The organism is Rhizobium sp. Leaf453 (genome assembly GCF_001425605.1).
Classification (GTDB): domain Bacteria; phylum Pseudomonadota; class Alphaproteobacteria; order Rhizobiales; family Rhizobiaceae; genus Pararhizobium.
Window position 1 is genome coordinate 16,479 of record NZ_LMRG01000030.1, and the last position, 25,718, is coordinate 42,196.

The 25,718-nt window shown below is 60.9% G+C and carries 30 protein-coding genes and 1 tRNA gene; 18 read left to right on the plus strand and 13 right to left on the minus strand.

All coding sequences use genetic code 11. The features are described 5' to 3' along the window. Positions 1–8 precede the first annotated feature (8 nt). Both ASG68_RS27870 and hemP read right to left on the minus strand, forming a co-directional pair. Positions 9–1,064, minus strand: coding sequence for a hemin-degrading factor (locus ASG68_RS27870; RefSeq protein WP_062576710.1), 1,056 nt, complete (start codon positions 1,062–1,064; stop codon positions 9–11). 8 nt (positions 1,065–1,072) lie between these two features. Further along, positions 1,073–1,249, minus strand: a complete 177-nt coding sequence (hemP, locus tag ASG68_RS27875) for a hemin uptake protein HemP (RefSeq protein WP_062576712.1) — start codon at positions 1,247–1,249, stop codon at positions 1,073–1,075. A 215-nt stretch (positions 1,250–1,464) separates the two neighbouring features. Between hemP and ASG68_RS27880 the strand changes: the two genes are divergently transcribed. The 5 genes from ASG68_RS27880 to ASG68_RS27900 all read left to right on the plus strand — a co-directional run bounded on the left by ASG68_RS27880 (position 1,465) and on the right by ASG68_RS27900 (position 4,103). Next, positions 1,465–1,896, plus strand: a complete 432-nt coding sequence (locus tag ASG68_RS27880; RefSeq protein WP_062576713.1) for a hypothetical protein — start codon at positions 1,465–1,467, stop codon at positions 1,894–1,896. 25 nt (positions 1,897–1,921) lie between these two features. Next, a complete protein-coding gene (locus tag ASG68_RS27885; RefSeq protein WP_062576715.1) occupies positions 1,922–2,869 on the plus strand; it encodes an energy transducer TonB in 948 nt (315 codons plus the stop codon). A 163-nt stretch (positions 2,870–3,032) separates the two neighbouring features. Further along, positions 3,033–3,449: a DUF2325 domain-containing protein gene (locus tag ASG68_RS27890; RefSeq protein WP_062576717.1), complete on the plus strand. Its 417-nt coding sequence runs from the start codon at positions 3,033–3,035 to the stop codon at positions 3,447–3,449. Positions 3,450–3,508: 59 nt separating this feature from the next. Continuing rightward, the gene (locus tag ASG68_RS27895; RefSeq protein WP_062577079.1) at positions 3,509–3,778 is read left to right on the plus strand and encodes a hypothetical protein; all 270 of its coding nucleotides are present in this window, start codon (positions 3,509–3,511) and stop codon (positions 3,776–3,778) included. 10 nt (positions 3,779–3,788) lie between these two features. Beyond that, on the plus strand, positions 3,789–4,103 hold the full coding sequence (locus ASG68_RS27900; RefSeq protein ID WP_062576719.1) for an antibiotic biosynthesis monooxygenase family protein: 315 nt from the start codon (positions 3,789–3,791) through the stop codon (positions 4,101–4,103). Here ASG68_RS27900 and ASG68_RS27905 read toward each other — a convergent pair. Together ASG68_RS27905 and ASG68_RS27910 are read right to left on the minus strand one after the other, a co-directional pair. Next, entirely contained in the window at positions 4,100–4,468 is a 369-nt protein-coding gene (locus tag ASG68_RS27905) for a DUF423 domain-containing protein (protein WP_062576721.1), read from the minus strand. The genes ASG68_RS27900 and ASG68_RS27905 overlap by 4 nt on opposite strands. Before the next feature lie 5 nt (positions 4,469–4,473). Next, positions 4,474–4,869 carry a group II truncated hemoglobin gene (locus tag ASG68_RS27910; protein ID WP_062577082.1) on the minus strand — a complete coding sequence of 132 codons (396 nt, stop codon included), beginning with the start codon at positions 4,867–4,869 and terminating at the stop codon, positions 4,474–4,476. 153 nt (positions 4,870–5,022) lie between these two features. Between ASG68_RS27910 and ASG68_RS27915 the strand changes: the two genes are divergently transcribed. From ASG68_RS27915 to ASG68_RS27930, 4 genes are all read left to right on the plus strand, one after another. Continuing rightward, the gene (locus tag ASG68_RS27915; RefSeq protein ID WP_062576723.1) at positions 5,023–5,583 is read left to right on the plus strand and encodes a TetR/AcrR family transcriptional regulator; all 561 of its coding nucleotides are present in this window, start codon (positions 5,023–5,025) and stop codon (positions 5,581–5,583) included. Positions 5,584–5,601: 18 nt separating this feature from the next. Further along, positions 5,602–5,943 (plus strand): DMT family transporter, encoded by a 342-nt coding sequence (locus tag ASG68_RS27920; RefSeq protein WP_062576725.1) that lies wholly within the window; start codon positions 5,602–5,604, stop codon positions 5,941–5,943. A gap of 120 nt (positions 5,944–6,063) precedes the next feature. Continuing rightward, positions 6,064–6,849, plus strand: coding sequence for a ThuA domain-containing protein (locus tag ASG68_RS27925; RefSeq protein WP_062576727.1), 786 nt, complete (start codon positions 6,064–6,066; stop codon positions 6,847–6,849). Then, positions 6,849–7,901, plus strand: coding sequence for a Gfo/Idh/MocA family protein (locus ASG68_RS27930; RefSeq protein ID WP_062576728.1), 1,053 nt, complete (start codon positions 6,849–6,851; stop codon positions 7,899–7,901). The genes ASG68_RS27925 and ASG68_RS27930 overlap by 1 nt, the downstream gene beginning before the upstream one ends. Here ASG68_RS27930 and ASG68_RS27935 read toward each other — a convergent pair. Then, positions 7,898–8,917: a substrate-binding domain-containing protein gene (locus ASG68_RS27935; protein WP_062576730.1), complete on the minus strand. Its 1,020-nt coding sequence runs from the start codon at positions 8,915–8,917 to the stop codon at positions 7,898–7,900. The two genes, ASG68_RS27930 and ASG68_RS27935, sit on opposite strands and share 4 nt — an antisense overlap. Positions 8,918–8,957: 40 nt before the next feature. Next, positions 8,958–10,001, minus strand: a complete 1,044-nt coding sequence (locus ASG68_RS27940) for a DUF4105 domain-containing protein (RefSeq protein WP_062576732.1) — start codon at positions 9,999–10,001, stop codon at positions 8,958–8,960. A gap of 291 nt (positions 10,002–10,292) precedes the next feature. Here ASG68_RS27940 and ASG68_RS27945 point away from each other — a divergent pair, with 291 nt between their 5' ends. The 7 genes from ASG68_RS27945 (at position 10,293) to ASG68_RS27975 (ending at position 17,909) form a co-directional block, all read left to right on the plus strand. Then, on the plus strand, positions 10,293–11,348 hold the full coding sequence (locus tag ASG68_RS27945) for a dipeptidase (protein WP_062576734.1): 1,056 nt from the start codon (positions 10,293–10,295) through the stop codon (positions 11,346–11,348). A 46-nt stretch (positions 11,349–11,394) separates the two neighbouring features. Continuing rightward, positions 11,395–13,035 (plus strand): ABC transporter substrate-binding protein, encoded by a 1,641-nt coding sequence (locus tag ASG68_RS27950; RefSeq protein ID WP_062576736.1) that lies wholly within the window; start codon positions 11,395–11,397, stop codon positions 13,033–13,035. Between the two features lie 20 nt (positions 13,036–13,055). Continuing rightward, positions 13,056–14,123 (plus strand): ABC transporter permease, encoded by a 1,068-nt coding sequence (locus ASG68_RS27955; protein WP_062576738.1) that lies wholly within the window; start codon positions 13,056–13,058, stop codon positions 14,121–14,123. Next, the gene (locus tag ASG68_RS27960; protein WP_062576740.1) at positions 14,120–15,049 is read left to right on the plus strand and encodes an ABC transporter permease; all 930 of its coding nucleotides are present in this window, start codon (positions 14,120–14,122) and stop codon (positions 15,047–15,049) included. The genes ASG68_RS27955 and ASG68_RS27960 overlap by 4 nt, the downstream gene beginning before the upstream one ends. Next, positions 15,046–15,879: an ABC transporter ATP-binding protein gene (locus tag ASG68_RS27965; RefSeq protein WP_062576742.1), complete on the plus strand. Its 834-nt coding sequence runs from the start codon at positions 15,046–15,048 to the stop codon at positions 15,877–15,879. The genes ASG68_RS27960 and ASG68_RS27965 overlap by 4 nt, the downstream gene beginning before the upstream one ends. Then, entirely contained in the window at positions 15,876–16,631 is a 756-nt protein-coding gene (locus ASG68_RS27970) for an ABC transporter ATP-binding protein (RefSeq protein WP_062576744.1), read from the plus strand. Before ASG68_RS27965 ends, ASG68_RS27970 begins: the two co-directional genes overlap by 4 nt. Positions 16,632–16,805: 174 nt before the next feature. Beyond that, positions 16,806–17,909 (plus strand): helix-turn-helix transcriptional regulator, encoded by a 1,104-nt coding sequence (locus ASG68_RS27975; protein ID WP_062576746.1) that lies wholly within the window; start codon positions 16,806–16,808, stop codon positions 17,907–17,909. Positions 17,910–17,943: 34 nt separating this feature from the next. Here ASG68_RS27975 and ASG68_RS27980 read toward each other — a convergent pair whose 3' ends face one another. The 5 genes from ASG68_RS27980 to xylF form a co-directional block, all read right to left on the minus strand. Next, positions 17,944–18,249 (minus strand): hypothetical protein, encoded by a 306-nt coding sequence (locus ASG68_RS27980; RefSeq protein ID WP_156373934.1) that lies wholly within the window; start codon positions 18,247–18,249, stop codon positions 17,944–17,946. A gap of 106 nt (positions 18,250–18,355) precedes the next feature. Further along, positions 18,356–18,432 (minus strand) — tRNA-Arg (locus ASG68_RS27985). Between the two features lie 273 nt (positions 18,433–18,705). After that, a complete protein-coding gene (locus ASG68_RS27990) occupies positions 18,706–19,491 on the minus strand; it encodes an ATP-binding cassette domain-containing protein (protein ID WP_062576748.1) in 786 nt (261 codons plus the stop codon). Positions 19,492–19,504: 13 nt separating this feature from the next. Then, on the minus strand, positions 19,505–20,818 hold the full coding sequence (locus ASG68_RS27995) for a sugar ABC transporter permease (RefSeq protein ID WP_062576750.1): 1,314 nt from the start codon (positions 20,816–20,818) through the stop codon (positions 19,505–19,507). A 213-nt stretch (positions 20,819–21,031) separates the two neighbouring features. After that, positions 21,032–22,072: a D-xylose ABC transporter substrate-binding protein gene (gene xylF / locus ASG68_RS28000; protein ID WP_062576752.1), complete on the minus strand. Its 1,041-nt coding sequence runs from the start codon at positions 22,070–22,072 to the stop codon at positions 21,032–21,034. 231 nt (positions 22,073–22,303) lie between these two features. Between xylF and ASG68_RS28005 the strand changes: the two genes are divergently transcribed. Next, entirely contained in the window at positions 22,304–23,539 is a 1,236-nt protein-coding gene (locus ASG68_RS28005; RefSeq protein ID WP_062576753.1) for an ROK family transcriptional regulator, read from the plus strand. 57 nt (positions 23,540–23,596) lie between these two features. Here the strand turns inward: ASG68_RS28005 and iolG are convergent, their stop codons facing one another. Continuing rightward, positions 23,597–24,592: an inositol 2-dehydrogenase gene (gene iolG / locus ASG68_RS28010; RefSeq protein ID WP_062576755.1), complete on the minus strand. Its 996-nt coding sequence runs from the start codon at positions 24,590–24,592 to the stop codon at positions 23,597–23,599. A 368-nt stretch (positions 24,593–24,960) separates the two neighbouring features. On the opposite strand from iolG, the gene ASG68_RS28015 reads away from it, so the two are divergent. Continuing rightward, positions 24,961–25,188 carry a hypothetical protein gene (locus ASG68_RS28015; RefSeq protein WP_062577086.1) on the plus strand — a complete coding sequence of 76 codons (228 nt, stop codon included), beginning with the start codon at positions 24,961–24,963 and terminating at the stop codon, positions 25,186–25,188. Positions 25,189–25,193: 5 nt separating this feature from the next. Here ASG68_RS28015 and ASG68_RS28020 read toward each other — a convergent pair whose 3' ends face one another. After that, a complete protein-coding gene (locus ASG68_RS28020) occupies positions 25,194–25,664 on the minus strand; it encodes a hypothetical protein (RefSeq protein WP_062576757.1) in 471 nt (156 codons plus the stop codon). Positions 25,665–25,718: the final 54 nt, after the last annotated feature.

The following is a 25,718-nucleotide window of genomic DNA, read 5'->3' on the forward strand; positions in this document are numbered from 1 at the left end:
CGGGTCCTTCAGGCTGCCGCGGTGATATCGAGCCGGGCGAGATTTTCCATGATGGTGCGCCAGTCGTCACGCTCGGCATTCCCTTCCTTGCGCTTGCCGAAGAACTGCACAACCATTTCGCCCTTGGCATCCAGCGCTTCCAGTGATGTCACATGGCCGTCGGTTGTCGGCTTGCGAACGGCCCAGACCTCGGCAAGATGGTCGGTGCGCAGGTGCATGTGGAAGGTCGGATCCATGACGTTCAGCCACGGCCCCATGGTCTGGATGTTGGCGACCGGACCGGAGTGGATCTGAATAACGCCGTGATTGCCGATGAAGCACATGATCGGCAGACCGACCTTGGCCGATTCCCGCATCATGTCTTCGACTGCGCTCGGCTGAAGTTTCCAGGCGAAATCCTCGCCGATGGCTTCCAGCGCCTGGCGGCGTTCGAGCTTGAGCTTGCGCAGCAGTACGTGGAACTGATGGGTGTCCGTCATCCTGCTCCACTCGTCGCGCAGGACGGCGACATCGACCGACGCGCTTTCGCCTTCGGAAATGCTTTCGACGGCTGCAACGGCGGCAAACTCCTGCGACTGGTCTTCCAGGCGGAAGGCTTCGACGATGCTGTTATAGGCATCGAGGTTGGAAGCGGCGCGCAGATGTATCTTGTGGACGGCAGTACCCTGCTTGTCGAAGAACTGCAGGCTGCGGCGAACGTCATCACCGTCGGTCTTCGTTACGGCAAAGCCATGCGCCCAGGCGCCGGGGAAAATGCGCAGGTCGATGTTTTCGCCCAGCACGATCGAGGCATGCTTGCCGGGCGTGATATTTTCGAACACGCCGATCTTCTCGTGCACGGCGCTCTCGTTGCGGGTCAGGGCCATGACTTCGCCGAGTTCGGCGGCGCGTTCCAGAAAGCGGTTGGCATCGCCATCGATGCGGATGGCCGTCAGCCCACATTCGGCGGCGACGAGAGCGGCTTCCGAAATATCCAGTTGCGCGGCGATATCGCGCTCGCGCAGCTTCGGGTTTGCCGCGCGGTAGGCGCGGATCTCGGCGGGTGTCGGGGACGTCTGGGTCATGTCTAGGCCTATTTGTTCAGAATAAGTTTGCCCTGGCGGGTAATTTTCATCCGGTAGATGGCGCCATCGTGCGAAATCAGAATTTCGTTGTCGCCACGAAAGAGTTCCCGGCTTTCGATCGTGCGGTGCGTCTGGTTGACCGGCGCGGGAACGGCCGGAGCAGCATCTTGGTCATTCGGTGTCACAGGTTTCTGGTCCTGATCCGGCGGCCGAAAACAGGGGATCGATCCCCTTTTGCGGTCGGGTCATTGCGATTAGTATCTTGACTTCATTACTCACCTTTTATTATGGACGCAATACAGGATTTTTAGAGTCAAGTTAATTGGCTGTGACGCGGTTGCGGCGATCCCAGGGCACGCTCCCCGAGCCTCGGATCGGTTACTTCAGGGATAGGTGGATCATGATGAAATTCGTTCGACTGTTGCCTCTGGCGCTGGCTTCCATCCTCACGTCCGGAGTAGGCGCTTTCGCTCAGGATGCGAGCGGAAACCTGACGGTCGAGATCAATGAACTGGCACCCTCCGAAAAAGGCTGCAAGCTCACCTTCGTTGCCGGTAACGGCCTTGCGCAGAAACTGACCAAGGTCTCCTTCGAATTCGTCCTGTTCGATGAAAAAGGCCTGGTCGAGCGCATGGCCGTTCTGGATTTCCGCGATCTGCCGGCGGGCAAGACCAAGGTTCGCCAGTTCGATCTTCCCGGCACCAAGTGTGAGTCGGTGAAGAGCCTGCTGATCAATGATGCACCGGTCTGCACCGGGGAAGGCGTCGCCAAGGATGCCTGCATGAAGGTCTTGAAGACCGGATCGAAGTCGTCTGTCGAATTGAAGGGCTGATGCGGCTTTCGCATCGGTATCTGGAATGAACAATACGATCAAATGGACCGGGGCCATTGTCCTCTCGCTGCTGGCGCATGCGGGAGCGACACGGCTGTTTGAGCCAAGCGAAAAACCGCCTGAATTGGCCATGGTCGAAGGCGGCGAGGAAATGGAAGTCGCTGTCCTCGGCAATGCGTTCGAGGAGACGATCCTTGCCGGCGATCCGGAACAGGAGATCGAACCGGATGAAATCCAGCCGGAAGAAGTGCAGCCGGAACCTGTCGAGGTAGCCGAAGTTCCGCCCATACAGTCGGAGATCACGTCGGAGACGCCGACGGATATCATTCCGACCGAGGCCGATGTCGTCCTTCCGGCGGACGAAATGCCACCCGTCGCGGCAGAACAGCCGGAGATCACGGCCACGGTCGCGCCGGCCGAAACCGTCATTCCGGAGGAAAAGCCGGAGCCGGAAGAGATCAAGCCGGAGCTGGAAGAGATCAAGCCGGAACCGGAAAAGAAACCGGAGCCGAAAAAGGAAAAGCCCGAAAAGGAAAAGCCCCAGAAGAAGCCGGTCAAGAAGAGGGCGGGCAACAAGGGGGACAAGGCGGAGGCGGCCAAGCAGGGGCAGACCGATGGGGTCGAGAATGCTGTCGCTAGTTCCAATTCAGGGAAAAAAGGCAAGGCATCCCAAGCCTTGGGCAACGCTGCCGAGAGCAATTACAAGGGTAAGGTCCGCTCGAAGGTACAGCGCCACTTCAAATACCCGAAGTCGGCCGACAGGGCGGGCGTGAAGGGTACGGTGACGGTGAGCTTTGTCGTGTCGGCGAGTGGTGGGGTTAGCGGCGTTCGGATCGTCAAGGGTTCCGGATCGCCTGTTCTCGATGAAGCGGCGATGAATGCCGTGCGCAGGGCCGAACCGTTGCCGAAGATTCCCGAAGGCGCAAATCGCAGCAGTTGGCCCTTTGTCTTGCCGCTGCAGTTCGGCCGTTAATCCTGAAGAGTTGACGGCGAACGCCGTCAACCGAGCGGATGGTCAGGGCCCTAAAAAACATGACAAAAACATTCACCTTTATACTTTACTCTTTTTATCAAGTTAAATAGGGTGCCGTCACGATCAGCAAACCGGGCGATTCCGGAAACGAGCGGAGAGTGACATGGGCGACAGACGGAACCAGCTGAAGCCGAAGCAGAGTAAATCAAAGGGCGGCGATCGCGATGGCGTTCAAGCCAGTGCGCAGCCTGCAAACAAGCTGGAGGGGCGCAGCTTCCTCTATGTCGGCGGCCGCGATTGCCAGGTGGCGCATCTGCGCCAGATCGCCAGCTCCCATGGCGCAGAACTCATCCATCACGATGGCGGCCTGCGCGAGGCGGTCTCGCGTATCGACAACATCCTGCCCTCCGTCGACTGCGTCTTCTGCCCCATCGACTGTATCAGCCATGACGCATGTTTGCGGGTGAAGACCGGTTGCAAGAAGTGGGGCAAGGCCTTCGTGCCCTTGCGCAACGGCAGCAAGTCCAGCCTCGAGCGCGCCTTCCTGGATTTGAAGACCAGCCGCAACAGCGCAAGCTGAGCAATTTACACAGACAGCTTTCCGGGCGCCTGATGCCCGGTTCTTTGGAGAAGAAGATGATGAGCAATGAGCGTCCCGATCAGTTCATGATGATCGGACTGCATAAGCTGGCCTCGCAATTCGGCGATGGTCTGGTTCCGGAATTGTACGAGCTTCTCTCGAACCGGGCGCGCATAATTGAAGAAAATCCGAATGTCACGGAGTTTCCGGCCCGGCAGTCGCGTCCGTCGGCACGCCCGCCGCTGGGGCTTGCGCCGGAGCCGCAGGACAATATCCTGTCATTCCCGACCGCAGCCGCCGTCGCGGCACCCAACAAGGGCCGGGCTTGAGGATATCAGCATGTATTTCGCCATGAACAGGTTCCGGATCGCGATCGGCTACGAAGCTGCGTTCGAGGATGTCTGGAAGAACCGGGATTCCAGCCTCGCCGAGGTTCCGGGCTTTCGCGAGTTTCGCCTGTTGCGGGGCGATACGGTGGCTGATGAGGGCTATACGCTGTTCGTCTCCAGCTCGATCTGGGACAGCCGCGAAGCCTTTTCCGACTGGACCAAGTCGGAGAATTTCCGCGCCGCCCATAAAAGCGCCGCCGACAATCGGGCCATGTATCTCGGGCCACCGAAGTTCGAGGGTTTTTCGGTCGTCGAGGGGGCTTAGGCGTCGTTACGCCTGAAAAAGGCGCCGGCCGTCACTGCAAGCCAGCCGGCCATCATCAGGACACCGCCCGTCGGAGCCGACATCGGGAAAAGTCCGTGCCCGAGGAAATGGCGAACCGTCAGATCAGCGGCAAAAAGGGCCGTGCCGACTGACAGGAGCAGGGCGGCAAGCGGTGCCGTCCGCAGAGACGCCCAACCGGCATAGAGCGCGATCAGGGCAGGGGCGTGGGCCAGGCACATGGCCGAGGCTCCGCCCAGTAGCCTCGGGTCTGCGCCATGCGAGGCTGCCGCCGCGCTGGCGACGCCATAGACGCCCATCAGGCCGGCAATGAAAAGGATTGCCGGTCGCAACTGCCCGTTTTGCATGGTGTCTATTCGTCCCTGTTCTGCATGTGATGGGCGAGCCGCGTCACGGGCTCGAGGATGATGGCCCGCAATTGCGGATGGGCGACGGTCTCTTCCAGAGCCCTGGAGAAGCACAGGAGCCATTCGTCGCGTTCCACCGCTCCGATCGATGCGCCGAAATGGCGGCTTCTCAAGCGGGGATGGCCGCGCTTGTCGGTATAGAGCGGCGGGCCGCCGAGCCAGCCGGTCAGATATTCATAGAACTTCTCTTCGCTGCCGGAGAGATCGGCGGGGTGAACCGCGCGACACCGAGCGGCTTCCGGCAGCGTGTCCATCAGTTCGTAAAAACGATGCGTCAGCGCGCGCACGGTGTCGGCGCCACCGATGGCATTGTAGAGGGTTTCGGTCTGCGCATCCGTCATCATCGTGTTCCAGATTTGTGTTTCTTTTATCGTGACCTGCCGCGCCAATTCAATGGTTTTGCGCCCCAAAATGAGGTTGCGGCGATTGACCGCGCCAATTGGCAGAATCGGAAAATTGCTTGACAAACCGTCCAGACGGTATCTTTATGGGATATGTCTATCGCGCACCACAGAAAAAAGCAGCCCGAACTCGTCCGCCAGCAGTTGCTGGAGGTCGCTGCACGCCTGTCGCTGGAGCAGGGCGCTGCCGGCGTCACGCTGGATGCCGTGTCGCAGGCAGCCGGTGTGAGCAAGGGCGGTCTGCTGCATCATTTTCCCAACAAGATGGCTCTGCTCGATGGACTGTTCGATGACCTGACCGGCAAGCTCGACCGGATGATCGAAGAGGAAATGCTGAACGACCCGATCGCACACGGCCGCTTCACTCGCGCCTATCTCTCCTGCGTGTTCCAGATGCAGGACGAGGCGGATGTGCAGGGCTGGCAGGTTCTGACCATCGCGCTTCTGTCGGAGCCGCAATTGCGGGCGCGTTGGAAGCTGTGGGTCTCGGATCGGGCGGATGCGTTCGTCGGAACGGATTCCTCGGCCGGCTGCCTTCTGGCAAGGTTTGCTGCCGATGGCCTGTGGCTCGCGGATATCCTCAAGAGTCACGACGTCGATCAGCAGACTCGGCAGGCAATGCGCACCCATCTCATCGCCCTTTCCCAGCAATAACAGTTTCCGGAGCCCAAGATGAACCCCACCATGCTCTACGGCGTGCTCGTGATCGCCATCATCTTCGAGGTGCTGGGAACCTCCGCCATGCAGGCTGCCCAGCATTTCACCAAGCTGGTGCCGACGCTGATCATGGTGGTCTGCTATGCGATCGCCTTCTATTTCCTGTCCTATACGCTGAAGGCTATTCCCGTCGGGATCGCCTATGCCGTCTGGAGCGGCCTCGGCATCGTGCTGATTTCGCTCGTGGGCTATTTCGGCTTTGGCCAGAAGCTCGATTTCGCAGCCATTGTCGGCCTCGGGCTGATCATTGCCGGGGTTGTCGTGCTCAACGTCTTCTCTAAATCCAGCTTTCACTAATCAATCCGGAGCGATGGATTTCCGCTTGCAAAAGCAGACGGCGGATTCTATCGCTTCAAATTGAAAGCGGTTTCAAATCAATCGGATCCCAAGTCGATGGAAAGAGGAGAAAGGTTGACCATGACCATCAAAGCGGTTGTCTGGGGTGAGAATATTCACGAACAGACCAACGAGATCGTCCGGAGCATTTACCCGAACGGCATGCACAACACGATTGCCGCGGCCCTGAACACGGACCCGGCGATCGAAGCGACGGCGGCGACGCTGCAGGAGCCTGAGCATGGCCTGAGCGTCGAGCGCCTGGCCAAGACGGATGTGCTTTTGTGGTGGGGACACAAGGATCATGGCGCGGTGTCCGACGAGATCGTCGAGCGTGTTGCAAAGCGCGTCTGGGAAGGCATGGGTCTGATCGTGCTGCATTCCGGACATTTCTCCAAGCCGTTCAAGCGGCTGATGGGAACGCCATGCGCGCTGAAATGGCGGGAGGCCGGCGAGCGCGAGCGGCTGTGGGTCATCAACCCGCGCCATCCGATCGCCGAGGGGCTCGACGAGAACTTCGTGCTCGAGAACGAGGAAATGTACGGCGAGCAGTTCTCCGTGCCAGAGCCGTTGGAAACCGTGTTCATCTCCTGGTTCGCCGGCGGCGAAGTGTTCCGCTCGGGCCTGACCTGGCGCCGCGGTGCCGGCAATATCTTCTATTTCCGCCCGGGCCACGAGACCTACCCGACCTATCACGACGCCAATGTCCACAAGGTCCTGCGCAACTCGGTGAAGTGGGCCTATAACCCGCAGGGCAGCTACACTCCGATCCATGATGCGCCGAACGTGCCGGTCGAAAAGGCGCTCGAGCCGATCGTCGAACGCGGCCCGCGCCTGCACCAGGCCGGCGAAGAAGGATACAAGTGATGCAGACCGTTCGTCTCCTGATCCTCGGCACCGGCGGTATGGCCAATACCCATGCCATGAACTTTGCCACCATTCCCGGCGTCGAACTGGTTGCTGCCGTCGATGTCGATCTGGTGCGCGTGCAGGCCTTTGCCGCGCGTCACAAGATCGAAAAGACCTTCACCTCGCTCGATGAGGCTATCGCGTGGGGCGGGTTCGATGCGGTCACCAACGTGACGCCGGACAAGATCCACTATCCGACGACGCTGAAGCTTCTCGCCGCCGGCAAGCATGTGCTCTGCGAAAAGCCGCTGGCCGAGGACTATGCCAAGGCCGACGAAATGGCGACCGCAGCGGAGAAATCCGGCCTGGTCACCATGGTCAACCTGACCTATCGCAATGTCGCGGAAATCCAGAAGGCGCGGCAGATGGTTCTGGCCGGCGAGATCGGCAAGGTCCGCCATATCGAGGCGTCCTATCTGCAGAGCTGGCTGGTTTCCAAGGCTTGGGGCGACTGGTCCACGGAATCGCAATGGCTGTGGCGTCTGTCCACCAAGCACGGCTCCAACGGCGTGCTCGGCGATGTCGGCATCCATATCCTGGATTTCGCCGGGTATGGCGCCGCGACCGATGTCGATCACGTCTTCGCCCGCCTCAAAACCTTCGACAAGGCGCCGGGCAACAAGATCGGCGAGTACGATCTCGACGCCAATGACAGCTTCACGATGACGGCGGAGTTTGCCAATGGCGCCATGGGCGTCGTTCATGCCAGCCGCTGGGCTGTCGGTCACCTCAACGAACTGCGCTTGCGCATGCATGGCGACAAAGGGGCGATCGAGGTCATCCATACGCCGGATGGATCGACTCTTCGGGCTTGCCTTGGCGAAGATATCGAGAAAGGTATCTGGAAGGATATCGACGCCGGAACGGTGCTGACCAACTACCAGCGCTTCATCGATGCGGTGCGCGCCGGCAAGACGGCCGAGCCGGGCTTCCGGCACGCGGCCGACCTGCAGAAGGTTCTTGACCTCGCCATGCTGACGGAGAAGGAGCGCCGCGAATTGGCGGTTTAACTTCTCTTCACCGCAGCCGTCGAATTGCGGATGACGAGTTCCACCGGCCAGACCTCGCGCAGCGTGTCGGCCGGTGTTCCCTGCAGAAGCTCCAGCACCATTTCCCCGATCCGCGCGCCCGCCGCGCGGATCGATGACCGCGTGGTCGACAGTGTCGGCACCAGATGGTCCGGGCTGATATAGGGGAAGACGTCGTCATGGGCGATCAGCGAGATATCCTCGCCGACCTTCATGCCGGCAATGCGGATCGCCCGCATGGCGCCCAGCGCTGACATCATCGACCCCGCCACCACGGCCGTCGGTTTGTCTTCCAGCTTCAGAAAACCCTGCATCAGGCGGAAGCCCATTTCATCGGTGAACTCGCCATGGCCGGCGAGCGCCGGGTCGATTGCGACGCCGCGCTCGGTGAGGGCCGTCTGGTAGCCTTCCTGACGGTGTTCGGCGAAAATGCGGCCGCGATAGCCGTTGAGGAAGGCGATGCGGCGATGGCCGAGGTCGAGCAGATGGCTGGTCGCCTGGCGCACCGCGCCGTAATTGTCGATGTCCAGCCAGCCGAAATTGCCATCGGTATTGGTTCGTCCATGGACGATGAAGGGCAGGCGGAGCGAATTGAGCAGCGCGATGCGCGGATCGTCGAGAAAGGGCGAGTGCAGGATGACGGCATCGACGCGCTTGCTGGCGGCGAGCCGGCGGTAGGTCGCAAGCTCGGCCTCCTGCGAATCGACGGTGGAGACGAGGATGTCGATCTCTTCCTGCTGCAGCCGTCCGCCAAGTCCACCCATGAACTCGCTGGTATGCGGCCCGAATTCGCCGCCGCCTTTCAAGACGATACCAATGGCGCCGACACGTCCGGTGGCAAGGCCGAGCGCACTGGTGTTCGGCCGGTATCCGTATTCCAGCGCAGCTTTCAGCACGCGTTCACGCGTTGCCTGCTTGACCTCCGGATATCCGCTCAAGGCACGGCTGACCGTCGTCTGTGATAGCTCGAGCCGGTTTGCGAACTCCTTGAGGTTCATCTGGAATATCCTGTTCTCTGCCGTCTCAGTTTAAGCTGCTTTACGGCCGGATCAAAGGGGCAATGCCGGGCAGGCCGTCGCGGATCCGGCTGGAGAAGTCCGGCGCCGTATCGGCAGCCTGCGCCCGACCGCTTATCGCGCCGCCATCCCGCAATTCATTGAGCGTGAAGCCCGGCATCAAGCCGTTGAGGTCGGCGATGGCGGCGGGCAGGGTGGACGCGATCCAGAGCCGGTAATCAAACGGCACGTCGGGCGCGATCCGGCTGACGAGTTCGGTGGTGATGCCGGTGTGGTCGGTCGTCAGCGTGTTGTAGAAACGCGGTGTCTCGGTGAGGCTGTTGACTTCATCGACATAGGCCATGAAGAGGGAGCGCATGGCGGGTTTCGGCATGTTGATGCGATAGAGGCGAACGGTCTGCCCCTGGATTTTGGTGCGCAGGCGGATGCTGTCGCGCTCATCAACAGCGATGATGGCGGCTTCATATTGCTTGAAGAGACCGCCAAGTTCTGAAGCACTTTCGTTTTTATCCCTGCGGATTTCTTTCGAGAATGTGACGTAGGTTGCGTTCTCGAAGCCGAACGAGATCAGCGGATGAGCGATCGCGGGCAGGGCCGCCTCCGGCAGGATCAAGTCAATAGAGGTCAGCTTGTCGAGATCATAGGTGCGCGTTTCCCAGCGTGGCGTGTAGTCCGTTGCCGTGCGCCAGTCGAAATTCCGCACATTGGCGAGGGTGACTTCCGAACCGTTGACGACGGCGGCCGTTGTCCGGGCCGCCTCGTCCGCCCAGTCACGGCTGTTGCTGGCCGGAATGCCGTCCCACCAGAAGAGCAGCGCTGCCATCATGGCGGGATAGGCGAGGACGATGACCCGCGACCTGCGGCGGATGTAGATGAGCAGGGCAGCCAGCGACAAGACCGCCCACAGCGCCGCCGCGATTGCGCGCAGCCAGAGGGCGGCGGGAAACTGGTAAAAGAGGGCGAGTGCACCCCAGATGCCGAAGCCGAGAATGACCAGCATGGAAAGCGCGCGCAGCAGGCTTCCAAGGAGATGGACACGCTCGCGCGGTTGCTGGTCGTTCGTCATGCTGGGTGTCCTCGCGTCGTTTCCGCCCTGCTTTGGCAGATTTAGCTTGGGCTGACATCCGCTTTTTCAGCGAAAGATGAATTTCGACTGTCATGGTCGCGTGCATCCGGCGCGGCCATCGCGCTTTGGGCGAACCGGCAAGTCGTTGTTCCCTAGCCATTTTTCGCGACAAGGAATTTCGTCACGACCGCATTGTTATTCGTCATACGATTGAATAGCATCGCATTCTTGACCATCCGGACAAAATTGGGCGCAGGCCCGAAAGCACATCAGGCAGGGCAGAATTTGACGATGCAGGCGGTTTTCGACGGGCACAACGATGTGTTGCTGCGGCTCTGGAGCAACGCGAAGAACGGTGCCGATCCCGTCCGTGAATTTTCCGAAGGAACGACGGAAGGTCACATTGACGGCCCGCGCGCCAAAAAGGGTGGGCTCGCTGGAGGCCTTTCGGCGATCTACATTCCCTCCGATCATCTCGTGCTGAAGACGCCGGATGAAAACGGCCATTACGCCACACCGCTGTCGGAGCCGCTGGAGCGCCAGCCGTCCCTCGATATCGCGCTGGAATTTGCCGCGATCGCGCTGAGGCTCGATCGGGCCGGTGCCTGGAAACTCTGCCGCTCGACCGCCGATATCCGGGCCGCGATCGCAGAGGGCATTTTCGCCTCCGTCCTGCATATGGAAGGGTGCGAGGCGATCGGTGCCGATCTTGCCGCGCTCGAAACCTTTTATGCTGCCGGCTTGCGGTCGCTCGGCCCGGTCTGGAGCCGCAACAATATCTTTGGCCACGGCGTGCCGTTTGCATTCCCGATGGACCCCGACACGGGGCCGGGGCTGACAGACGCCGGGTTCGAACTGGTCAGGCAGTGCAACCGCCTCGGCATCCTGATCGATCTCGCCCACATCACCGAGAAGGGTTTCTGGGACGTGGCGAAAACCTCCGACCAGCCTCTGATCGCCAGCCATTCCAACGCCCATTCGCTGACCACCGTCGCCCGCAACCTGACGGACCGGCAGATGGATGCCATCCGCGACACGAAGGGACTGGCCGGCCTCAATTACGCGACCACCATGCTGCGACCCGATGGGCTGGAGAATGCGCGGACGCCGCTCTCCGATATGGTGCGGCATGTCGATTACATGGTCGAGCGCATGGGCATCGACTGCGTAGCGCTCGGATCCGACTTTGACGGGGCGACCATTCCGGAAGAGATCACCGATGCGGCAGGCAACCAGAACCTAATTGCCGCCCTGCGGGACGCCGGATATGGTGACGCGGAACTCACTAAAATATGCCGGGAAAACTGGCTGCGCGTTTTGGCTCAAGCCTGGCACGAACCGGCTTGAGCTGAAAATAACGGCCCAAAACGGGCTCAAAAAAGGGAACGGAACGATGATGCATTCACTGAACAAGCATGTCCGAATGTTGACTGCAGGCGCCGCCATGTCGCTGATCCTGATGGCGGGCGCACCGGCTTTCGCCGAAACGCCGGCCGATACGCTGGTCGAGGGTTTCGCGATCGACGACATCATCACCATGGATCCGGGCGAAGCCTTCGAGCTTTCGACGGCCGAAGTGACGTCGAACACCTACAGCTATCTCGTTCGCCTCGACCTTAACGACACGTCCAAGATCGTCGGCGACCTCGCCGAAAGCTGGACCGTTTCGGATGACGGCCTGACCTATACGTTCAAGCTGAAGCCCGACCTTAAATTCGCCTCCGGCAATCCCGTGACGGCGGAAGACGTGGCCTATTCCTTCGAGCGTGTCATCAAGCTCGACAAGAGCCCGGCCTTCATCCTCAGCCAGTTCGGCCTGACCGGTGACAATGTTACCGAAAAGGCCAAGGCGACGGATGCATCCACCTTCACCTTCACGGTCGACAAGGCCTATGCGCCGAGCTTCGTGCTGAACTGCCTGACTGCAACGGTCGGCGCCGTCGTCGATAAGAAGCTCGTTCTGGAGCACGTAGCGACCGTCACGCCATCCGACGAATACAAATACGACAACGATTTCGGCAATGAATGGCTGAAGACCGGTTACGCCGGCTCGGGCGCCTTCAAGATGCGCGAATGGCGCGCCAACGAAGTCGTCGTGCTGGAGCGCAACGACAATTACTACGGCGAGAAGGTGCCGCTCGCCCGCGTTATCTATCGCCACATGAAGGAAAGCTCCGGCCAGCGCCTGGCGCTCGAAGCCGGTGATATTGATGTTGCCCGCAACCTGGAGCCCGGCGATCTCGACGCCGTCACCAAGAACGCCGATCTCGCGACGACTGCAGCGCCGAAGGGTACGGTCTATTATTTCAGCCTCAACCAGAAGAACCCGAACCTCGCCAAGCCCGAAGTCGCGGAAGCCTTCAAGTATCTCGTGGACTATGATGCGATCGGCTCGACGCTGATCAAGGGCATCGGCGATATCCACCAGACCTTCCTGCCGAAGGGCGTTCTGGGCGAACTGGATGAAAACCCCTACAAGCTCGACGTCGCCAAGGCGAAGGAACTGCTGGCCAAGGCCGGCCTCGCTGACGGCTTCAGCGTGACCATGGACGTGCGCAACACGCAGCCGGTCACCGGCATCGCCGAATCCGTGCAGCAGACGCTGGCGCAGGCCAATATCAAGATGGAAATCATCCCCGGCGACGGCAAGCAGACGCTGACCAAATACCGCGCCCGCACGCATGACATCTATATCGGCCAGTGGGGCCAGGATTACTTCGATCCGAATTCCAATGCCGAAACCTTCACGGTGAACCCGGACAACTCCGACGAAGGCAAGAACAAGACGCTCGCCTGGCGCAACACCTGGGACGTTCCGAAGGAATGGACCGAGGAAAGCAAGGCGGCGCTTCTCGAAAAGGACGCCACCAAGCGTGCCGAGATGTACAAGGACCTGCAGAAGAAGGTGCTTGAAAAGAGCCCGTTCGTGATCGTCTTCCAGCAGACGGAAGTGGCCGGCTACAGCGCGAAACTGAAGGGCTTCAAGCTCGGCCCGAGCTTCGACACCAACTACGTCTTCACGGTCTCCAAGTAGCCGTTGGCAGGGATCCTCCGGTGACCCTTCCAGAAGCAACGCAATCGGCCGGGCGCAAACGCGCCCGCGCCAAAGGCACTGCGGCAACCATTCTCCGTTTTCTGATCGTGATCGTCACGACCTATCTCGGGCTGCTTGCCGTGACCTTCTTCATCGGTCGTGTGATTCCAATCGATCCGGTTCTCGCCATTCTGGGTGACCGGGCGCCGTCGCATGTCGTCGAGCGAACGCGCGAACTGATGGGCTTCAACAAGCCGCTCTATGTGCAGTTCTACATCTATGTCCGCGATGCGCTGACCGGCAATTTCGGCACGTCTGTGTTGACCACAAACCCGGTCATGACCGACATCCGCCGCGTCTTTCCGGCGACGCTGGAACTGGCGACCGTCGGCACGATCATCGGCAGTCTTTTCGGCGTGCCGCTTGGCGTGCTCGCCGCCGTCAAGCGGGGCTCGATTGCCGACCAGATCGTCCGCGTCGTCGGCCTTGTCGGTTATTCCGTGCCGATTTTCTGGCTGGCGCTGCTGTCGCTTCTGCTGTTCTACGCCAAACTGCGCTGGGTCGCATTCCCCGGACGCATCGATATCGTCTACGAATACAGCTTCACGCCGGTCACCGGCCTGTTCCTGCTGGATTCGCTGTGGCAGGGGCAATGGGACGTGTTCCGCGACGTCTTCCGTCACATCATCCTGCCGGCATCGCTGCTCGGCTATTTCTCGCTCGCCTATATCAGCCGCATGACCCGCAGCTTCATGCTGAACGAGTTGAGCCAAGAATACATCGTCGCCGCCCGTGCCAAGGGCCTGTCGGAAACGCGCATCATCTGGGGCCACGCGTTGCGCAATGCCGCTGTGCCGCTGGTGACCGTCATCGCGCTCTCCTATGCCGGCCTGCTTGAAGGCTCAGTGCTGACGGAGACGGTGTTCGCCTGGCCGGGGCTCGGGCTCTACATCACCAATTCGCTGCAGAATGCCGACATGAACGCGGTCCTCGGCGGGACGATCGTCATCGGCTCCGTCTTCATCGCCATCAACATCCTGTCCGATCTTCTGTATCGGACGCTTGACCCGAGGACGCGCGCACGATGAGTGATATCCCGTCCACAACCCTGACCCGCCGCCAGTGGCTGATGTCCGACCGGCCGCAATCGCGGCTGCAGGCCCGGCTCGGCCGCGCCTACATGACCTGGCAGCGCTTCTCGGCCAACAAGCTCGCCGTGGCGGGTCTCGGCATCATTCTCCTGCTCATCCTCATCGCCATTTTTGCCGATGTGCTGGCGCCGCATTCGCCCGTGATCGGCGATCTCGGCGGCGCGCGCCTGCTGCCGCCGGGCAGCGAGGGCTATCTGCTCGGCACCGACGACCAAGGCCGGGATATCCTGTCGCGCCTGCTGCATGGATCGCGCCTGACCCTGCTGGTCATCGTGCTGGTGGCGATCATCGCGGCGCCGATCGGCCTGCTGGTCGGTGCCGTCTCCGGTTATGCCGGCGGTTGGGTCGATGCTGTGCTGATGCGGATCACCGACATCTTCCTCGCCTTTCCGAAGCTCGTGCTGGCGCTGGCCTTTGTCGCCGCCATGGGACCGGGCATCCAGAACGCCATCATCGCCATCGCCATCACCTCCTGGCCGCCCTATGCGCGCATCGCCCGGGCAGAAACACTGACGGTGCGCAATTCCGATTATATCGCCGCCGTCCGCCTGATGGGCGCGTCTCCCTTCCGCATCGTCCTGCGCCATGTCATGCCGATGTGCGTCTCGTCGCTGATCGTGCGCGTCACGCTGGATATGGCCGGCATCATCCTGACGGCGGCTGGCCTCGGCTTCCTCGGGCTCGGCGCGCAGCCGCCGCTGCCGGAATGGGGCGCGATGATCGCGTCGGGGCGTCGCTTCATTCTCGATCAGTGGTGGGTCGCGACCATGCCCGGCATTGCCATCCTGATCGTCAGCCTCGGCTTCAACCTGCTCGGTGACGGGCTGCGCGATGCGCTCGATCCGCGGGAGAGCGGCCAATGAGCACGATGCTTGATGTCGACGATCTCCGCGTTTCCTTCCCGACCCGCACCGGGACGATCGAGGCGGTGCGCGGGGTGTCCTTCACGCTCGGCCGCGAGCGCCTGGGCATCGTCGGCGAAAGCGGATCGGGCAAATCGCAGACGGGCAGGGCGATCATGGGGCTGACGCCGTCGCACGCCCGGATTTCGGCCAAGACCCTGAATTTCGACGGGATCGACCTGTTGACCGCGCCGCAGAAGGTTCGGCGCAACTTGCGCGGCAGCCGTATCGCCATGATCCTGCAGGATCCGAAATATTCGCTCAATCCGGTCATGAGCATCGGCCGCCAGATCGTCGAGACGCTGCGCACGCATGAGACTGTCAGCAAGAGCGAGGCGCGCGACCGGGCGATCGCCATGCTGGAGGCCGTGCAGATCCGCGATGCCGCCCGCGTCTTCGATCTGCATCCGCATGAAGTGTCGGGTGGCATGGGGCAGCGGGCGATGATTGCGATGATGCTGATCGCGGGGCCTGAGCTGCTGATCGCGGATGAGCCGACCTCGGCGCTGGATGTGACGGTTCAACTCGAAGTCCTTGGCATTCTCGACAAGCTGGTGGCAGAGCGCGGCATGGGGCTGATCTTCATCTCGCACGACCTGCGCCTCGTCTCGTCCTTCTGCGACCGCGTCATCGTCATGTATGCCGGCCGGATCGTCGAGGAACTGGCCGCGTCCGAACTCGGCAACGCCAAGCATCCCTATACGCAAGGCCTGCTCAACTGCATGCCGGTGCTCGGCACCGACCGGCATCCGCTCCCCGTGCTCGACCGCAAACCGGAGTGGGCGCTATGACGGCAGGCGTTTCGGTCGAAAACCTCACGGTCGCCTATGACGATTTCCTGGCGCTCGATGACGTCAGTATCGAGGTCGCGGCGGGCGAATCCTACGGGCTGGTCGGCGAATCCGGATCGGGCAAATCGACCTTGCTACGGGCCATCGCCGGATTGTCCCCGGTCGCCGGAGGACGAATCCTGCTCGATGGCAAGCCGCTGGATATCCGGCATCGCGACAAGGCCTTCTATCGCAAGGTCCAGATGGTCTTTCAGGATCCCTACGGCTCGCTGCATCCGCGCCAGACAGTCGATCGTCTGTTGCAGGAGCCCTTGGCGATCCACGGCATTGCGGATTCCGAGCGGCGCATCCTGCGGGCGCTCGACGAGGTCGGCCTCGGCTCCTCCTTCCGCTTCCGCTATTCGCATCAGCTCTCCGGCGGCCAGCGCCAGCGTATCGCGATTGCCCGGGCGCTGATCATCGAACCGCAGGTCATGCTGCTCGACGAGCCGACCTCGGCGCTCGATGCATCGGTGCAGGCCGAAGTCCTCAACTTGCTCGAACAGGTCCGCCGTGACCGCAAGCTGACCTATATCATGGTCAGCCACGACCTCGGCGTCGTCACCCATATGTGCGAGCGGCTGGCGGTGATGAAGAACGGCAAGGTCGTCGAGCGGCTGTCGTCGGCCGATCTGGTGGAAGGGCGGCTGCGCGAGGACTACACGAAGAACCTGATGGTCGCGAGCAAGGGTTTCGTGCGCGCTGAAGCGTAGGCTCAGTATTATTTAAGTAATTTCTAATCAACAAGATCGGCGCACGCCGCTGGTTTTGCTCGACAAGCGCACAGCATTTACTTTCTTCGATCTTTATAATTTATGGATACTTCCCGAACCCGTCGGCGTTAAGGTATAGTCAACCATAACGGCAAGCAGGTTTTACGTGACAGTATGCGCCTGAATTTGGAAAAACTTGATCAGGCGTTGGATCGCTCTGTGGAAGCGGCTCTCGATCCGGCATTGTGGCCGGATGTTCTGGACAGGGTCGTGTCGGCAACCGGCTCGTTTGGTGCCAATATCATTTCCACGATTTCCAGGTCCCCCGATACTGTTATCTCAACCGACAGCCTGAAGCCCGCTTTTGCCCAATATTTCGCGGATGGTTGGCATATCAATGACTATCGCTTGAACGGTGTTCCTCTGCTGCAACGGAAGGGAACGGCGCGCGAGCAGGAATATGCTCCGCGCGACGAATTCGAGCGGCATGATTTCTATCGATACCAAGCCAAGTACGGGATCGGCAAAAGCTGCCTCATCGGCCTTTCCGCGCCGGGTGAATTGGTTGCTCTGGCCCTGCACCGCAAGCTGGATTCGGATTTCTATAGCGATGAGGAAGCAGACATCCTCCAGCGGGTTGGCCAGCGCGTCGGAGCGTCCGTGGCGATCGCGCGGGCCATGTCGAACAGCAAGGTTAGCGGCATGGTCGAGGCGTTCACCATGGCCGGCGCTGCCGCCGTGTTCTTCGACAGGTTCTGCCGCGTGGCGGCCGTCACCGCCGCAGCCGAAAAGTGCTTCGGGAAAGAACTCGATGTCGCCGATGGACAGTTTCAGTCCCACATTCCCGGTATCCGGGCGGCGATCCAGAACCGGATGCAGGCCGTCATCGACAAGCGGTGGCTGGGGATGAAAGCCTTCTCAGGTCCTTTGGTGGTAAGGCGATTGAATGCAGGACCGCTCTCGGTCCATGTGCAGCGGCTTGGTGGCCACCTGCCCGATCTGTTCGCGCATTCGGTCGGAGTCTGCCTGATTGACGGCGGCGAACAGAAGCCCAAGCAGGCCCCGCAACATATCCGCAAACTCCTCGGTCTCACGGCCTCCGAGGCGGCCATCGCCGCATTGATTTCACAGGGCATGACGTTGCGGGAAATCGCCGACCGGAAGGGGATTGCTTACGAGACAGTCCGCGCGCACCTGCGTTCGATCTTCGGCAAGACAGGCACGAAACGTCAGGCAGAACTCGTGACACTGTTGAACCATCTCAATGTCATGCAATGAGGTGGGGCAAACTCTTCACCGGCGGGAAACTGCTTCACTCCGGAAGGCCTGACGCCTGCAATTCACGCTGAATGCGCTCCTGAAGCGCGTCCGCGACGGCCTGCAAAAATTCCTTTCGGCGGCTGTCGAGCGTCACCTCGGCATCATACTGCAACGGCTCGCGAATTCTTTCCATGAATCCCGTGTGGTCAAACCGATCGGAAGCAACGTTGACTTCGACTTCATTCGTGAAGTGAGCAACCAGAGGCTCCAGGGCGAGGTCAGCATCTTTCTGATACTGGATGGCCATATGCTGAGCGAGCTTGCGCATCTGGATGTATGGGCCAAATTCAGTGCTCACTCAACTCTCCTGTGAATTCGAAGCGTGGAACCCGTAAGTATATAGCCGATAGCGATGCCGCAAGGATGCAGGGGAAATGTCTTTTCAACGATTTGATCGAATTTAATGGCGCACCCGACAGGATTCGAACCTGTGACCTTTGGAATCGGAATCCAACACTCTATCCAGCTGAGCTACGGGTGCATCCGCGACGGGCAGGGCCGTCGAAGCAGGCTGTGACCGGTTCATAGCCCAGGTCGGGCAGCGCTTCAATGGTCAATGCGCATCCTGCAAAGGAAATTGCGGCATGCGGTTGTTTTTCCGAGGAGAACGGCAGGCGGACAGCGGAGGCGTCGCTTTCGGGAGGGAGGGGAAGGCGGTCGGTGTTCGCAGACAGCGTGCAGCAATGTGCATGGCCAACGAAAAATGCCGCGCCTTGAGAGCGCGGCATCGATGGCTTGTTGATGCCCGTTTGCGTCAGGCCGTCTGCATGGCGCCCGGGCCGGGGATGGCCTTGGGCGGCACCTTGCCGAGGATGATCATGCCGAGGACTTCGTCCTTGGTGACATCTTCGGTGCGGGCATGGCCGACGACCTGGCCGTTTTTCATCACCGAGACGCGGTCGGCGAGATCGAACACGTCGTGGATGTCGTGGCTGATCAGGAAGATGCCGATGCCTTCGCGCTTCAGCTGCTTGATCAGTTCGCCGACCTGTGCCGTTTCCTGCGGTCCCAATGCTGCCGTCGGCTCGTCCATGATCAGGATGCGGGCATCGAACAGGATGGCGCGGGCGATGGCCACCGACTGGCGCTGACCGCCTGAAAGCGCTTTCACCGGCTCCTTGAAGCGGCGGAAGTTCGGGTTGAGGCGCCCCATGACCTCGCGAGCCTTGGCTTCCATCGCGACGTCGTCCAGCGTTCCCCAGGAGGTACGCAGTTCGCGGCCAAGATAGAGGTTGGCGGCGGCATCGACATTGTCGGCGACGGCGAGCGTCTGATAGATGGTCTCGATGCCGTATTTCTTGGCGTCGCGCGGATTGCTGATCTGGACTTCCTCGCCATTGATCAGGATTTCGCCACCGTCGCGCTTGTAGGCGCCCGAGAGGATCTTGATCAGGGTCGACTTGCCGGCGCCGTTGTGGCCCAGCAGAGCCACGACTTCGCCCGGATAGAGATCGACCGAAGCGTTATCGACGGCGTGGATACCGCCGAAGGAGATGGAAATGTTCTTCATTTCCACCAGTGGAGTGCGTTTGTCCGTCATTGTTCGAACTCCTCTACTTGGCTCGGCCGCGGTACACGGTGTCCAGCCAGACGGCCATGACCAGTACGATGCCGATGACGATGCTTTGCAGCGGCGTGTCGATGCGCAACAGCACCATGCCCGACTGCAGCGACTGCATGACGATGGCGCCGAGAACCGCACCGTAGATCGTGCCCATGCCGCCGGCAAGCGACGTGCCGCCGATGACGGCCGCAGCGATCGTGTACAATTCGTCGAGCGTGCCTTGAGCGTTGGTTGCGGCATTGAGGCGGGCGGTCGAGATCGCCGCCGCGATGGCGCAGAGCGCACCCATCAGGGCGAAGATGCGAACCGTGACCCACCGGGTCTTGATGCCGGCCAGTTCTGCAGCCTCGGGGTTGCCGCCGATGGCGAAGACATAACGCCCGAAGCGGGTGCGGGTGGTGAGGAAGCTCATGGCAATGGCGATACCGACGGCCATCAGGACCGGGATGGCGATGCCGAGCGGGATCTGCAGTCCGCCCTCCGGCCATGGAATGTTATGCGCTTCGGCATATTTCTTGGCGAGGTTCACCGGCATGTAATAGCTGTTGAGCACCGCGACGGCGGCCAGAACCATGACGCAGCCGACGGCCGACAGGAAATATTCGGCCCACATCGGGCGCAGCGGAAAACCGAAGCGCTTGCGCTGCTTGCGCGAATTGATGATGGAGGCAACGATCACGAGGCAGGCGAGGACGCCGACGATCCAGCTTGCCGTTGCGCCGATCGAACCTTCAGCACCTCCACCCATCAGGCGGAATTTCGTGTCCATCGGTGCGACGGTCGCGCCGCTGATGACAAGGAACGCGCCGGCGCGCCAGATCAGCAGGCCGCCGAGGGTGACGATGAAGGCCGGGACGTTGAGAAATGCAATGATGAGCCCCTGAAACGCGCCGATCGCCGTGCCGAGCGCGATGCCGACGGCAAGCGCAATGATCCAGGTCGCCGGGTTGTCGAAGCCGATCAACGGCGGCAGGATCTTCACCTGGGTGATCGCCATGATCATGCCGACGAAGCCGAGGATGGAGCCGACCGACAGGTCGATATTGCGGGTGACGATGACCAGCACCATGCCGGTCGCCATGACGGATACCGATGCAGCCTGAACCGTGAGGTTCCACAGGTTGCGCGGCGTCAGGAAAAGGCCGTCGGTGGTAATTTGAAAGCCGATCCAGATGATCAGCAGGGCGCCGATCATGCCGAGAAGGCGCGTATCGATCTCGGTTGCCTGCAGGAAACGCTGCAGGGCAGAGCCGTGCGTCTTCAGCGTGCTGCTGGAAGGTGTGGCAATGGTGGTGTTTGCCATTTCCTGATTACTCCCCCTTTATTGCTGTCTTCTGCTGCGCCGCGCGCCGGATGCCGCGTCGGGGCTTCAGCAGATATTATCACTGTTCCGCTGGGCAATGCCTCCGGGATCGACACGGATCGGGAGGGTCGCTTCTCGCATCGGAGAAGCGCCGCAACGGTGGTCGTTGCGGCGCTCTCGACAGGACCTTAGATGCCCATGGTCAGGATCGGATCAGTTGCAAACAGCAACGGTTCCAGCCTTGACGCCCTGGCAGGTTTCTTCCTTGGAGATCCAGCCGGCGTCGATGACGACGTTCAGGTTGTCTTTGGTGATCGGCTGCGGAGCGATGAAGAACGAGTTCATTTCGACGCCCTTCGGGCCGCCGGAGAACTTGACCGTGCCTTCCACAGCGTCGAGCGCTGCGCCGCCGGCCAGAGCCACGGCGATTTCACCTGCCTTCTTGCCGAGTTCGCGCGAGTCCTTCCAGACCGAAACGGTCTGCGTGCCGAGCGCGACACGGTTGAGGGCAGCCTTGTCACCGTCCTGACCCGAAACCGGTACCGAGCCTGCAAGGCCCTGGGCTTCGAGAGCGGCGACAACACCGCCGGCCATGCCGTCGTTAGACGACACGACGCCGTCGACCTTGTTGTCGTTGGCGGTCAGGAACTGTTCCATGTTCTTCTGGGCAGCTTCAGGCTTCCAGCCATCCGTGTAGGCTTCGCCGACGTTCTTGATCTTGCCGGCGTCAATGGCTTCCTTCAGGACTTCCATCTGTCCGGAGAAGAGGAAGTCGGCGTTCGGATCGGTCGAAGCGCCCTTGATGAAGACATAGTTGCCTTCCGGCTTCACCTTGAACACTTCGCGGGCCTGCATGCGGCCGACTTCCTTGTTGTCGAAGGTGATGTAGTAGGCAGCCGGATTTTCGATCAGGCGGTCGTAGCCGACGACCGGGATACCTTCAGCAGCAGCCTTTTCAATGGCTGGGCCGATGGCTTCCGAATCCTGGGCGAGAACGATGATGGCGTTTGCCCCCTGGGCGATCAGCGACTCGATGTCGGTCAGCTGCTTGGCGGCGGATGCCTGTGCGTCAGCGGAGATGTACTTGTCGCCGGATGCTTCCAGCGCTGCCTTGATGGCGGCTTCGTCGGTTTTCCAGCGCTCTTCCTGGAAGTTCGACCAGGAAACGCCGACCACGAGGTCCTTGGCGTGCGCGACAGAGTGCAAGGATGCAATGATGGCAACGCCTGCCATCAGTTTCAAAACTGAATTCATGAAGTCCTCCCAAGTGACCGCTGGCCGTCCATGCGAACCTCCCGCACAGCCCCCGGCCAGCCAATGTGCTGTCGCGAAACCCAAATGAGTTTTTTCTCGACAGTCGAGAAAATAGATGTCAGAGTTTTAGAGGGCTGTCAACAAGGCTTTGAACAGGCACGTTGACACCCGGCAGATGCTTTGGGAGGAGCATGTGTTCGTGGGAATCATCGGCAGCAACAGGGATGCGCAATGCTGACAAAATCCAGCACCGAACTGGTGCGTCAGCAGAATAGCGCTTTGGTGCTTGCTACCCTCCGACGCATAGGATCGCTGTCTCATACCGACATTTCCGAACATACCGGCCTTGCGTCCGCGACCGTGTCGGCCATCACGGCGGACCTCGAGCGGATAGGCGTCATCGAGAAGGCGGAGCAGCAGGCGCATTCCGGCCGCGGTCGCCCGCGCGTGCTGTTCGCCCAGCGCCGGGAGAGTGGCTATCTCGTGGCCGTGCGGATTTCTTCTGACGCCGTTCAATATTCGCTGGTCGATTACGGCGGCCGGCTGATCGACCGTTTCGAGGAGCCGCGCAATCATGGCGTTGCCGGCACGACTCACTTCGCTGCCGGCTTCCTCGATGCGCTGGATCGGCTCGTGCATCGCTCCCGGTTGGAGCGATCGCAGGTGCTGGCCGTTTCGATCAGCAGCAAGGGGACGGTCGATCCGGACGGTAAACGTCTCCTGTGGTCGCCGGTCTTCGGCGGCGAGCAGATCGATTTCGTCGCATTGCTGGAGCCTGACTGGCGCGCGAAGGTGACCTTGAACAACGAGACGCTTCTTGTCGCTCAGGCCTTGGGGATGAAGGCGGATGCCGCTCAGGGGGGCGAATTTCGGGCGCTGGCGGCGCTGTCGCTCGGTCACAGCATCGGCCTTGGCGTCGCCCGCAAGGACCGGTTTGGGGAATTGGAGGTGACCGCGCCGAATTTCGGGCACATGCTGCATGCGGCCAATGGCTGTTTGTGCCGCTGTGGTTCCTTCGGATGCATCGAGGCGTCGGCGGGTTTCTACGGAATCCTGCGCACGGCCTTCGAAGTGCCGCCGGACACGATTCCCGCCAAGTTCGTTCCGCTTGCCGAGATGGACAAGATCGCGAACAGCGCGCGACAGGGCAACCGCATGGCTGCCTATGCCTTCCGGCAGGCCGGCATCGCGCTCGGCAATGGCCTGTCGCGTTTGCTCAGTCTTTATGACCGGATGCCGATCTCCATCACGGGGCCGGGGACGCGTTATTTCGATCTCCTGCAACGGGGCATCGATGAGGGATTGGAGCAATCGCACGAGGTTCGTCTGCAGGGGCGTCCGGAAATCTCGGTGATCTTCGATGAGCAGCGACTGGTGTTCGACGGCCATCTCGACAGGGCGCTGACCGATATGGATCACGATATCGCCGCTTTCCGGCCGTTGCCGCAGACTATCGATAGCCCTTGAAAAACAAAAAAAGCCGGATCGAAACCCGGCTTTCCTGATTGTCTGCTCAAGGCCCACTCAGGCTTCAACGCGGATCTGGCGCTTTTCGGCGACCGACTTGACGGCCGCATCGGCGAGTGCAAGGGCGGCGAGGCCGTCGGCGCCGGACGGCGTGATCTTCGTGCCCTTTTCGATCGCGGAGATGAAGCCGGCGATTTCGTTGGCATAGGCCTCGGTGTAACGGGTCATGAAGAAATCATGCAGCGGCGGACGGGTATAGCCGTCGCCATTGGCGATCTCGATCGAGACGGCGCGCTGGTTTTCAGCCGAGACGACACCCTTCGAGCCGTGCACTTCGATGCGCTGGTCATAGCCATAGGTGGCGCGGCGCGAGTTCGAGATGATCGCCTGCTTACCCGATGCGGTTTCCAGGATGACAGAGACACTGTCGAAGTCGCCGGCCTTGCCGATTTCAGGATCGACGAGCACGGCGGCATGGGCGGTGACGGCAATCGGCTCTTCGCCGAGCAGGAAGCGGGCCATGTCGAAGTCATGGATCGTCATGTCGCGGAAGATGCCGCCGGAGCGCTTGATGTAATCGACGGGCGGTGCGCCCGGGTCGCGGGACGTGATCGTGACCATTTCGACATCGCCGATCTTTCCGTCGTCGATTGCCTTGCGCACGGCCATGAAATGCGGGTCGAAGCGGCGGTTGAAGCCGACCATCAGTTTGCCCTTGGTTTCCTCGACGACCTTCATGCACTCGCGCACGCGGCCGACATCGAGATCGATCGGCTTTTCGCAGAAGATCGCCTTTCCGGCACGGGCGAAACGTTCGATCAGGTCGGCATGGGTGTCGGTCGGCGTGCAGATCACGACCGCATCGATATCGTCGGCCTTTTCGATGGCCTCGATCGTGCGGACGTCGCAGCCATACTGCTTGGCGATCGCGCTGGCGGCATCGGGAAACGCATCTGCCACGGCGACGAGAACCGAATCCGGGTTGCCGCTGACGGCCTTGGCGTGAACCTTGCCGATGCGGCCGGCGCCGAGAAGACCAAATCTGACAGTCATGTTACATCTCTTTTGTCGAGCGGCGGTCGCCGCGATGGGACGGGGTGATGACGCTCACTCCGGACAAGCGTTGTGGAATAGAGGTTGGGCTCGTCGCTTTTTTCAAGCCGTCGAACGCTTTGCTGCCGGCAAGCGCAATGGTCTCTCTCCCGATCCATCTTCATCCGATCCGGGTGCTCCTGACACCGGTTTGAATCGGAATGAAAAGTAGAAATTTGTTATTTTCGGAATATTTATTCCATTTCAGACGCTGTCGTCAAGCTGTTAAAACCGCGCTCCCCTTGCGGCGGGCATCTTTTTAGACATAAAGCTGTTGCCCTGACACCCGGCCGTGACGGACCGGTCTACACCGAGGATATTTCCGCATGATGATGAAGTTCATTGATCCGGACCACCCGTTCTACAAGCCGCTTTGGGTCCGGCTGCTGATCGTCATCTTCTGTTCTGCCTGGACGGCGGTTGAGTTCTATAATGGCGAGAACACCTGGGGCATGATCTTCCTCGCGGTCGCGGCCTATACGGCCTGTGTCCTGATCATCTTCTACAAGCCGAAGACAGAGACAGTCGAAGAGGTGAAACCCGACGATCCGGCCTGACGGGATCAGGCGACCCGGGCAATCCGCAGGCGCCGTAGGGCCTCGTCGATCAGCATGTTGGCGATCTTCATGCGCATCGTGGCATTGGCGCGGAAATCCGGATGGTGGCGATCGGGATGGTTGTCTGCTGCAAAGGTTCGGCGCTTGTCTGCGAGGCTTTGTAGAGTTTCGCCTTCCGCTATCCCCAGATCGGTGGCGATCTCGTCCGGGCGAACGCGCTTCAGATGATCCGGCATCACGGGAGCGGGCAGGGGTTTCGGCGGGGCGAGCATGTCGTCGCCCGCCATGTCGAAATAGGCGCGTTGGACCGCACTGCTGTCCGCCAACCCCGCCGACGGCGTGACATTGCCGACGAAGCCGGCATTGAGGCCGCGAATGGACGGGGACACTGCCTGCTCGTCGCGAGCAGCCTCTTCCTCATCTTCTTCCGCTTTCAATCGCTCCAGCACCGACTGGAACACCGACATACCGAACATGGCCGTCTCCGTTCTCGGTTGATGTCAGAGCATATCAAGGTTTTGCGGGCCTGA

Bases quoted from the DNA above. Each gene is read 5' to 3' on its own strand.
- ASG68_RS27950 (WP_062576736.1), top strand. From the start codon at position 11,395: ATGATGCATTCACTGAACAAGCATGTCCGAATGTTGACTGCAGGCGCC.
- ASG68_RS27975 (WP_062576746.1), top strand. From the start codon at position 16,806: ATGCGCCTGAATTTGGAAAAACTTGATCAGGCGTTGGATCGCTCTGTG.
- ASG68_RS27890 (WP_062576717.1), top strand. From the start codon at position 3,033: ATGGGCGACAGACGGAACCAGCTGAAGCCGAAGCAGAGTAAATCAAAG.
- ASG68_RS27895 (WP_062577079.1), top strand. From the start codon at position 3,509: ATGAGCAATGAGCGTCCCGATCAGTTCATGATGATCGGACTGCATAAG.
- ASG68_RS28020 (WP_062576757.1), bottom strand. From the start codon at position 25,664: ATGTTCGGTATGTCGGTGTTCCAGTCGGTGCTGGAGCGATTGAAAGCG.
- ASG68_RS27965 (WP_062576742.1), top strand. From the start codon at position 15,046: ATGAGCACGATGCTTGATGTCGACGATCTCCGCGTTTCCTTCCCGACC.
- ASG68_RS27880 (WP_062576713.1), top strand. From the start codon at position 1,465: ATGATGAAATTCGTTCGACTGTTGCCTCTGGCGCTGGCTTCCATCCTC.
- ASG68_RS28005 (WP_062576753.1), top strand. From the start codon at position 22,304: ATGCTGACAAAATCCAGCACCGAACTGGTGCGTCAGCAGAATAGCGCT.
- ASG68_RS27935 (WP_062576730.1), bottom strand. From the start codon at position 8,917: ATGAACCTCAAGGAGTTCGCAAACCGGCTCGAGCTATCACAGACGACG.
- ASG68_RS27910 (WP_062577082.1), bottom strand. From the start codon at position 4,869: ATGACGGATGCGCAGACCGAAACCCTCTACAATGCCATCGGTGGCGCC.
- ASG68_RS27990 (WP_062576748.1), bottom strand. From the start codon at position 19,491: ATGACGGACAAACGCACTCCACTGGTGGAAATGAAGAACATTTCCATC.
- ASG68_RS27915 (WP_062576723.1), top strand. From the start codon at position 5,023: ATGTCTATCGCGCACCACAGAAAAAAGCAGCCCGAACTCGTCCGCCAG.
- ASG68_RS27940 (WP_062576732.1), bottom strand. From the start codon at position 10,001: ATGACGAACGACCAGCAACCGCGCGAGCGTGTCCATCTCCTTGGAAGC.
- ASG68_RS27970 (WP_062576744.1), top strand. From the start codon at position 15,876: ATGACGGCAGGCGTTTCGGTCGAAAACCTCACGGTCGCCTATGACGAT.
- ASG68_RS27900 (WP_062576719.1), top strand. From the start codon at position 3,789: ATGTATTTCGCCATGAACAGGTTCCGGATCGCGATCGGCTACGAAGCT.
- ASG68_RS27870 (WP_062576710.1), bottom strand. From the start codon at position 1,064: ATGACCCAGACGTCCCCGACACCCGCCGAGATCCGCGCCTACCGCGCG.
- ASG68_RS27945 (WP_062576734.1), top strand. From the start codon at position 10,293: ATGCAGGCGGTTTTCGACGGGCACAACGATGTGTTGCTGCGGCTCTGG.
- ASG68_RS27920 (WP_062576725.1), top strand. From the start codon at position 5,602: ATGAACCCCACCATGCTCTACGGCGTGCTCGTGATCGCCATCATCTTC.
- ASG68_RS27905 (WP_062576721.1), bottom strand. From the start codon at position 4,468: ATGCAAAACGGGCAGTTGCGACCGGCAATCCTTTTCATTGCCGGCCTG.
- ASG68_RS27960 (WP_062576740.1), top strand. From the start codon at position 14,120: ATGAGTGATATCCCGTCCACAACCCTGACCCGCCGCCAGTGGCTGATG.
- ASG68_RS27930 (WP_062576728.1), top strand. From the start codon at position 6,849: ATGCAGACCGTTCGTCTCCTGATCCTCGGCACCGGCGGTATGGCCAAT.
- ASG68_RS28015 (WP_062577086.1), top strand. From the start codon at position 24,961: ATGATGAAGTTCATTGATCCGGACCACCCGTTCTACAAGCCGCTTTGG.
- ASG68_RS27925 (WP_062576727.1), top strand. From the start codon at position 6,064: ATGACCATCAAAGCGGTTGTCTGGGGTGAGAATATTCACGAACAGACC.
- ASG68_RS27885 (WP_062576715.1), top strand. From the start codon at position 1,922: ATGAACAATACGATCAAATGGACCGGGGCCATTGTCCTCTCGCTGCTG.
- iolG (WP_062576755.1), bottom strand. From the start codon at position 24,592: ATGACTGTCAGATTTGGTCTTCTCGGCGCCGGCCGCATCGGCAAGGTT.
- ASG68_RS27995 (WP_062576750.1), bottom strand. From the start codon at position 20,818: ATGGCAAACACCACCATTGCCACACCTTCCAGCAGCACGCTGAAGACG.
- xylF (WP_062576752.1), bottom strand. From the start codon at position 22,072: ATGAATTCAGTTTTGAAACTGATGGCAGGCGTTGCCATCATTGCATCC.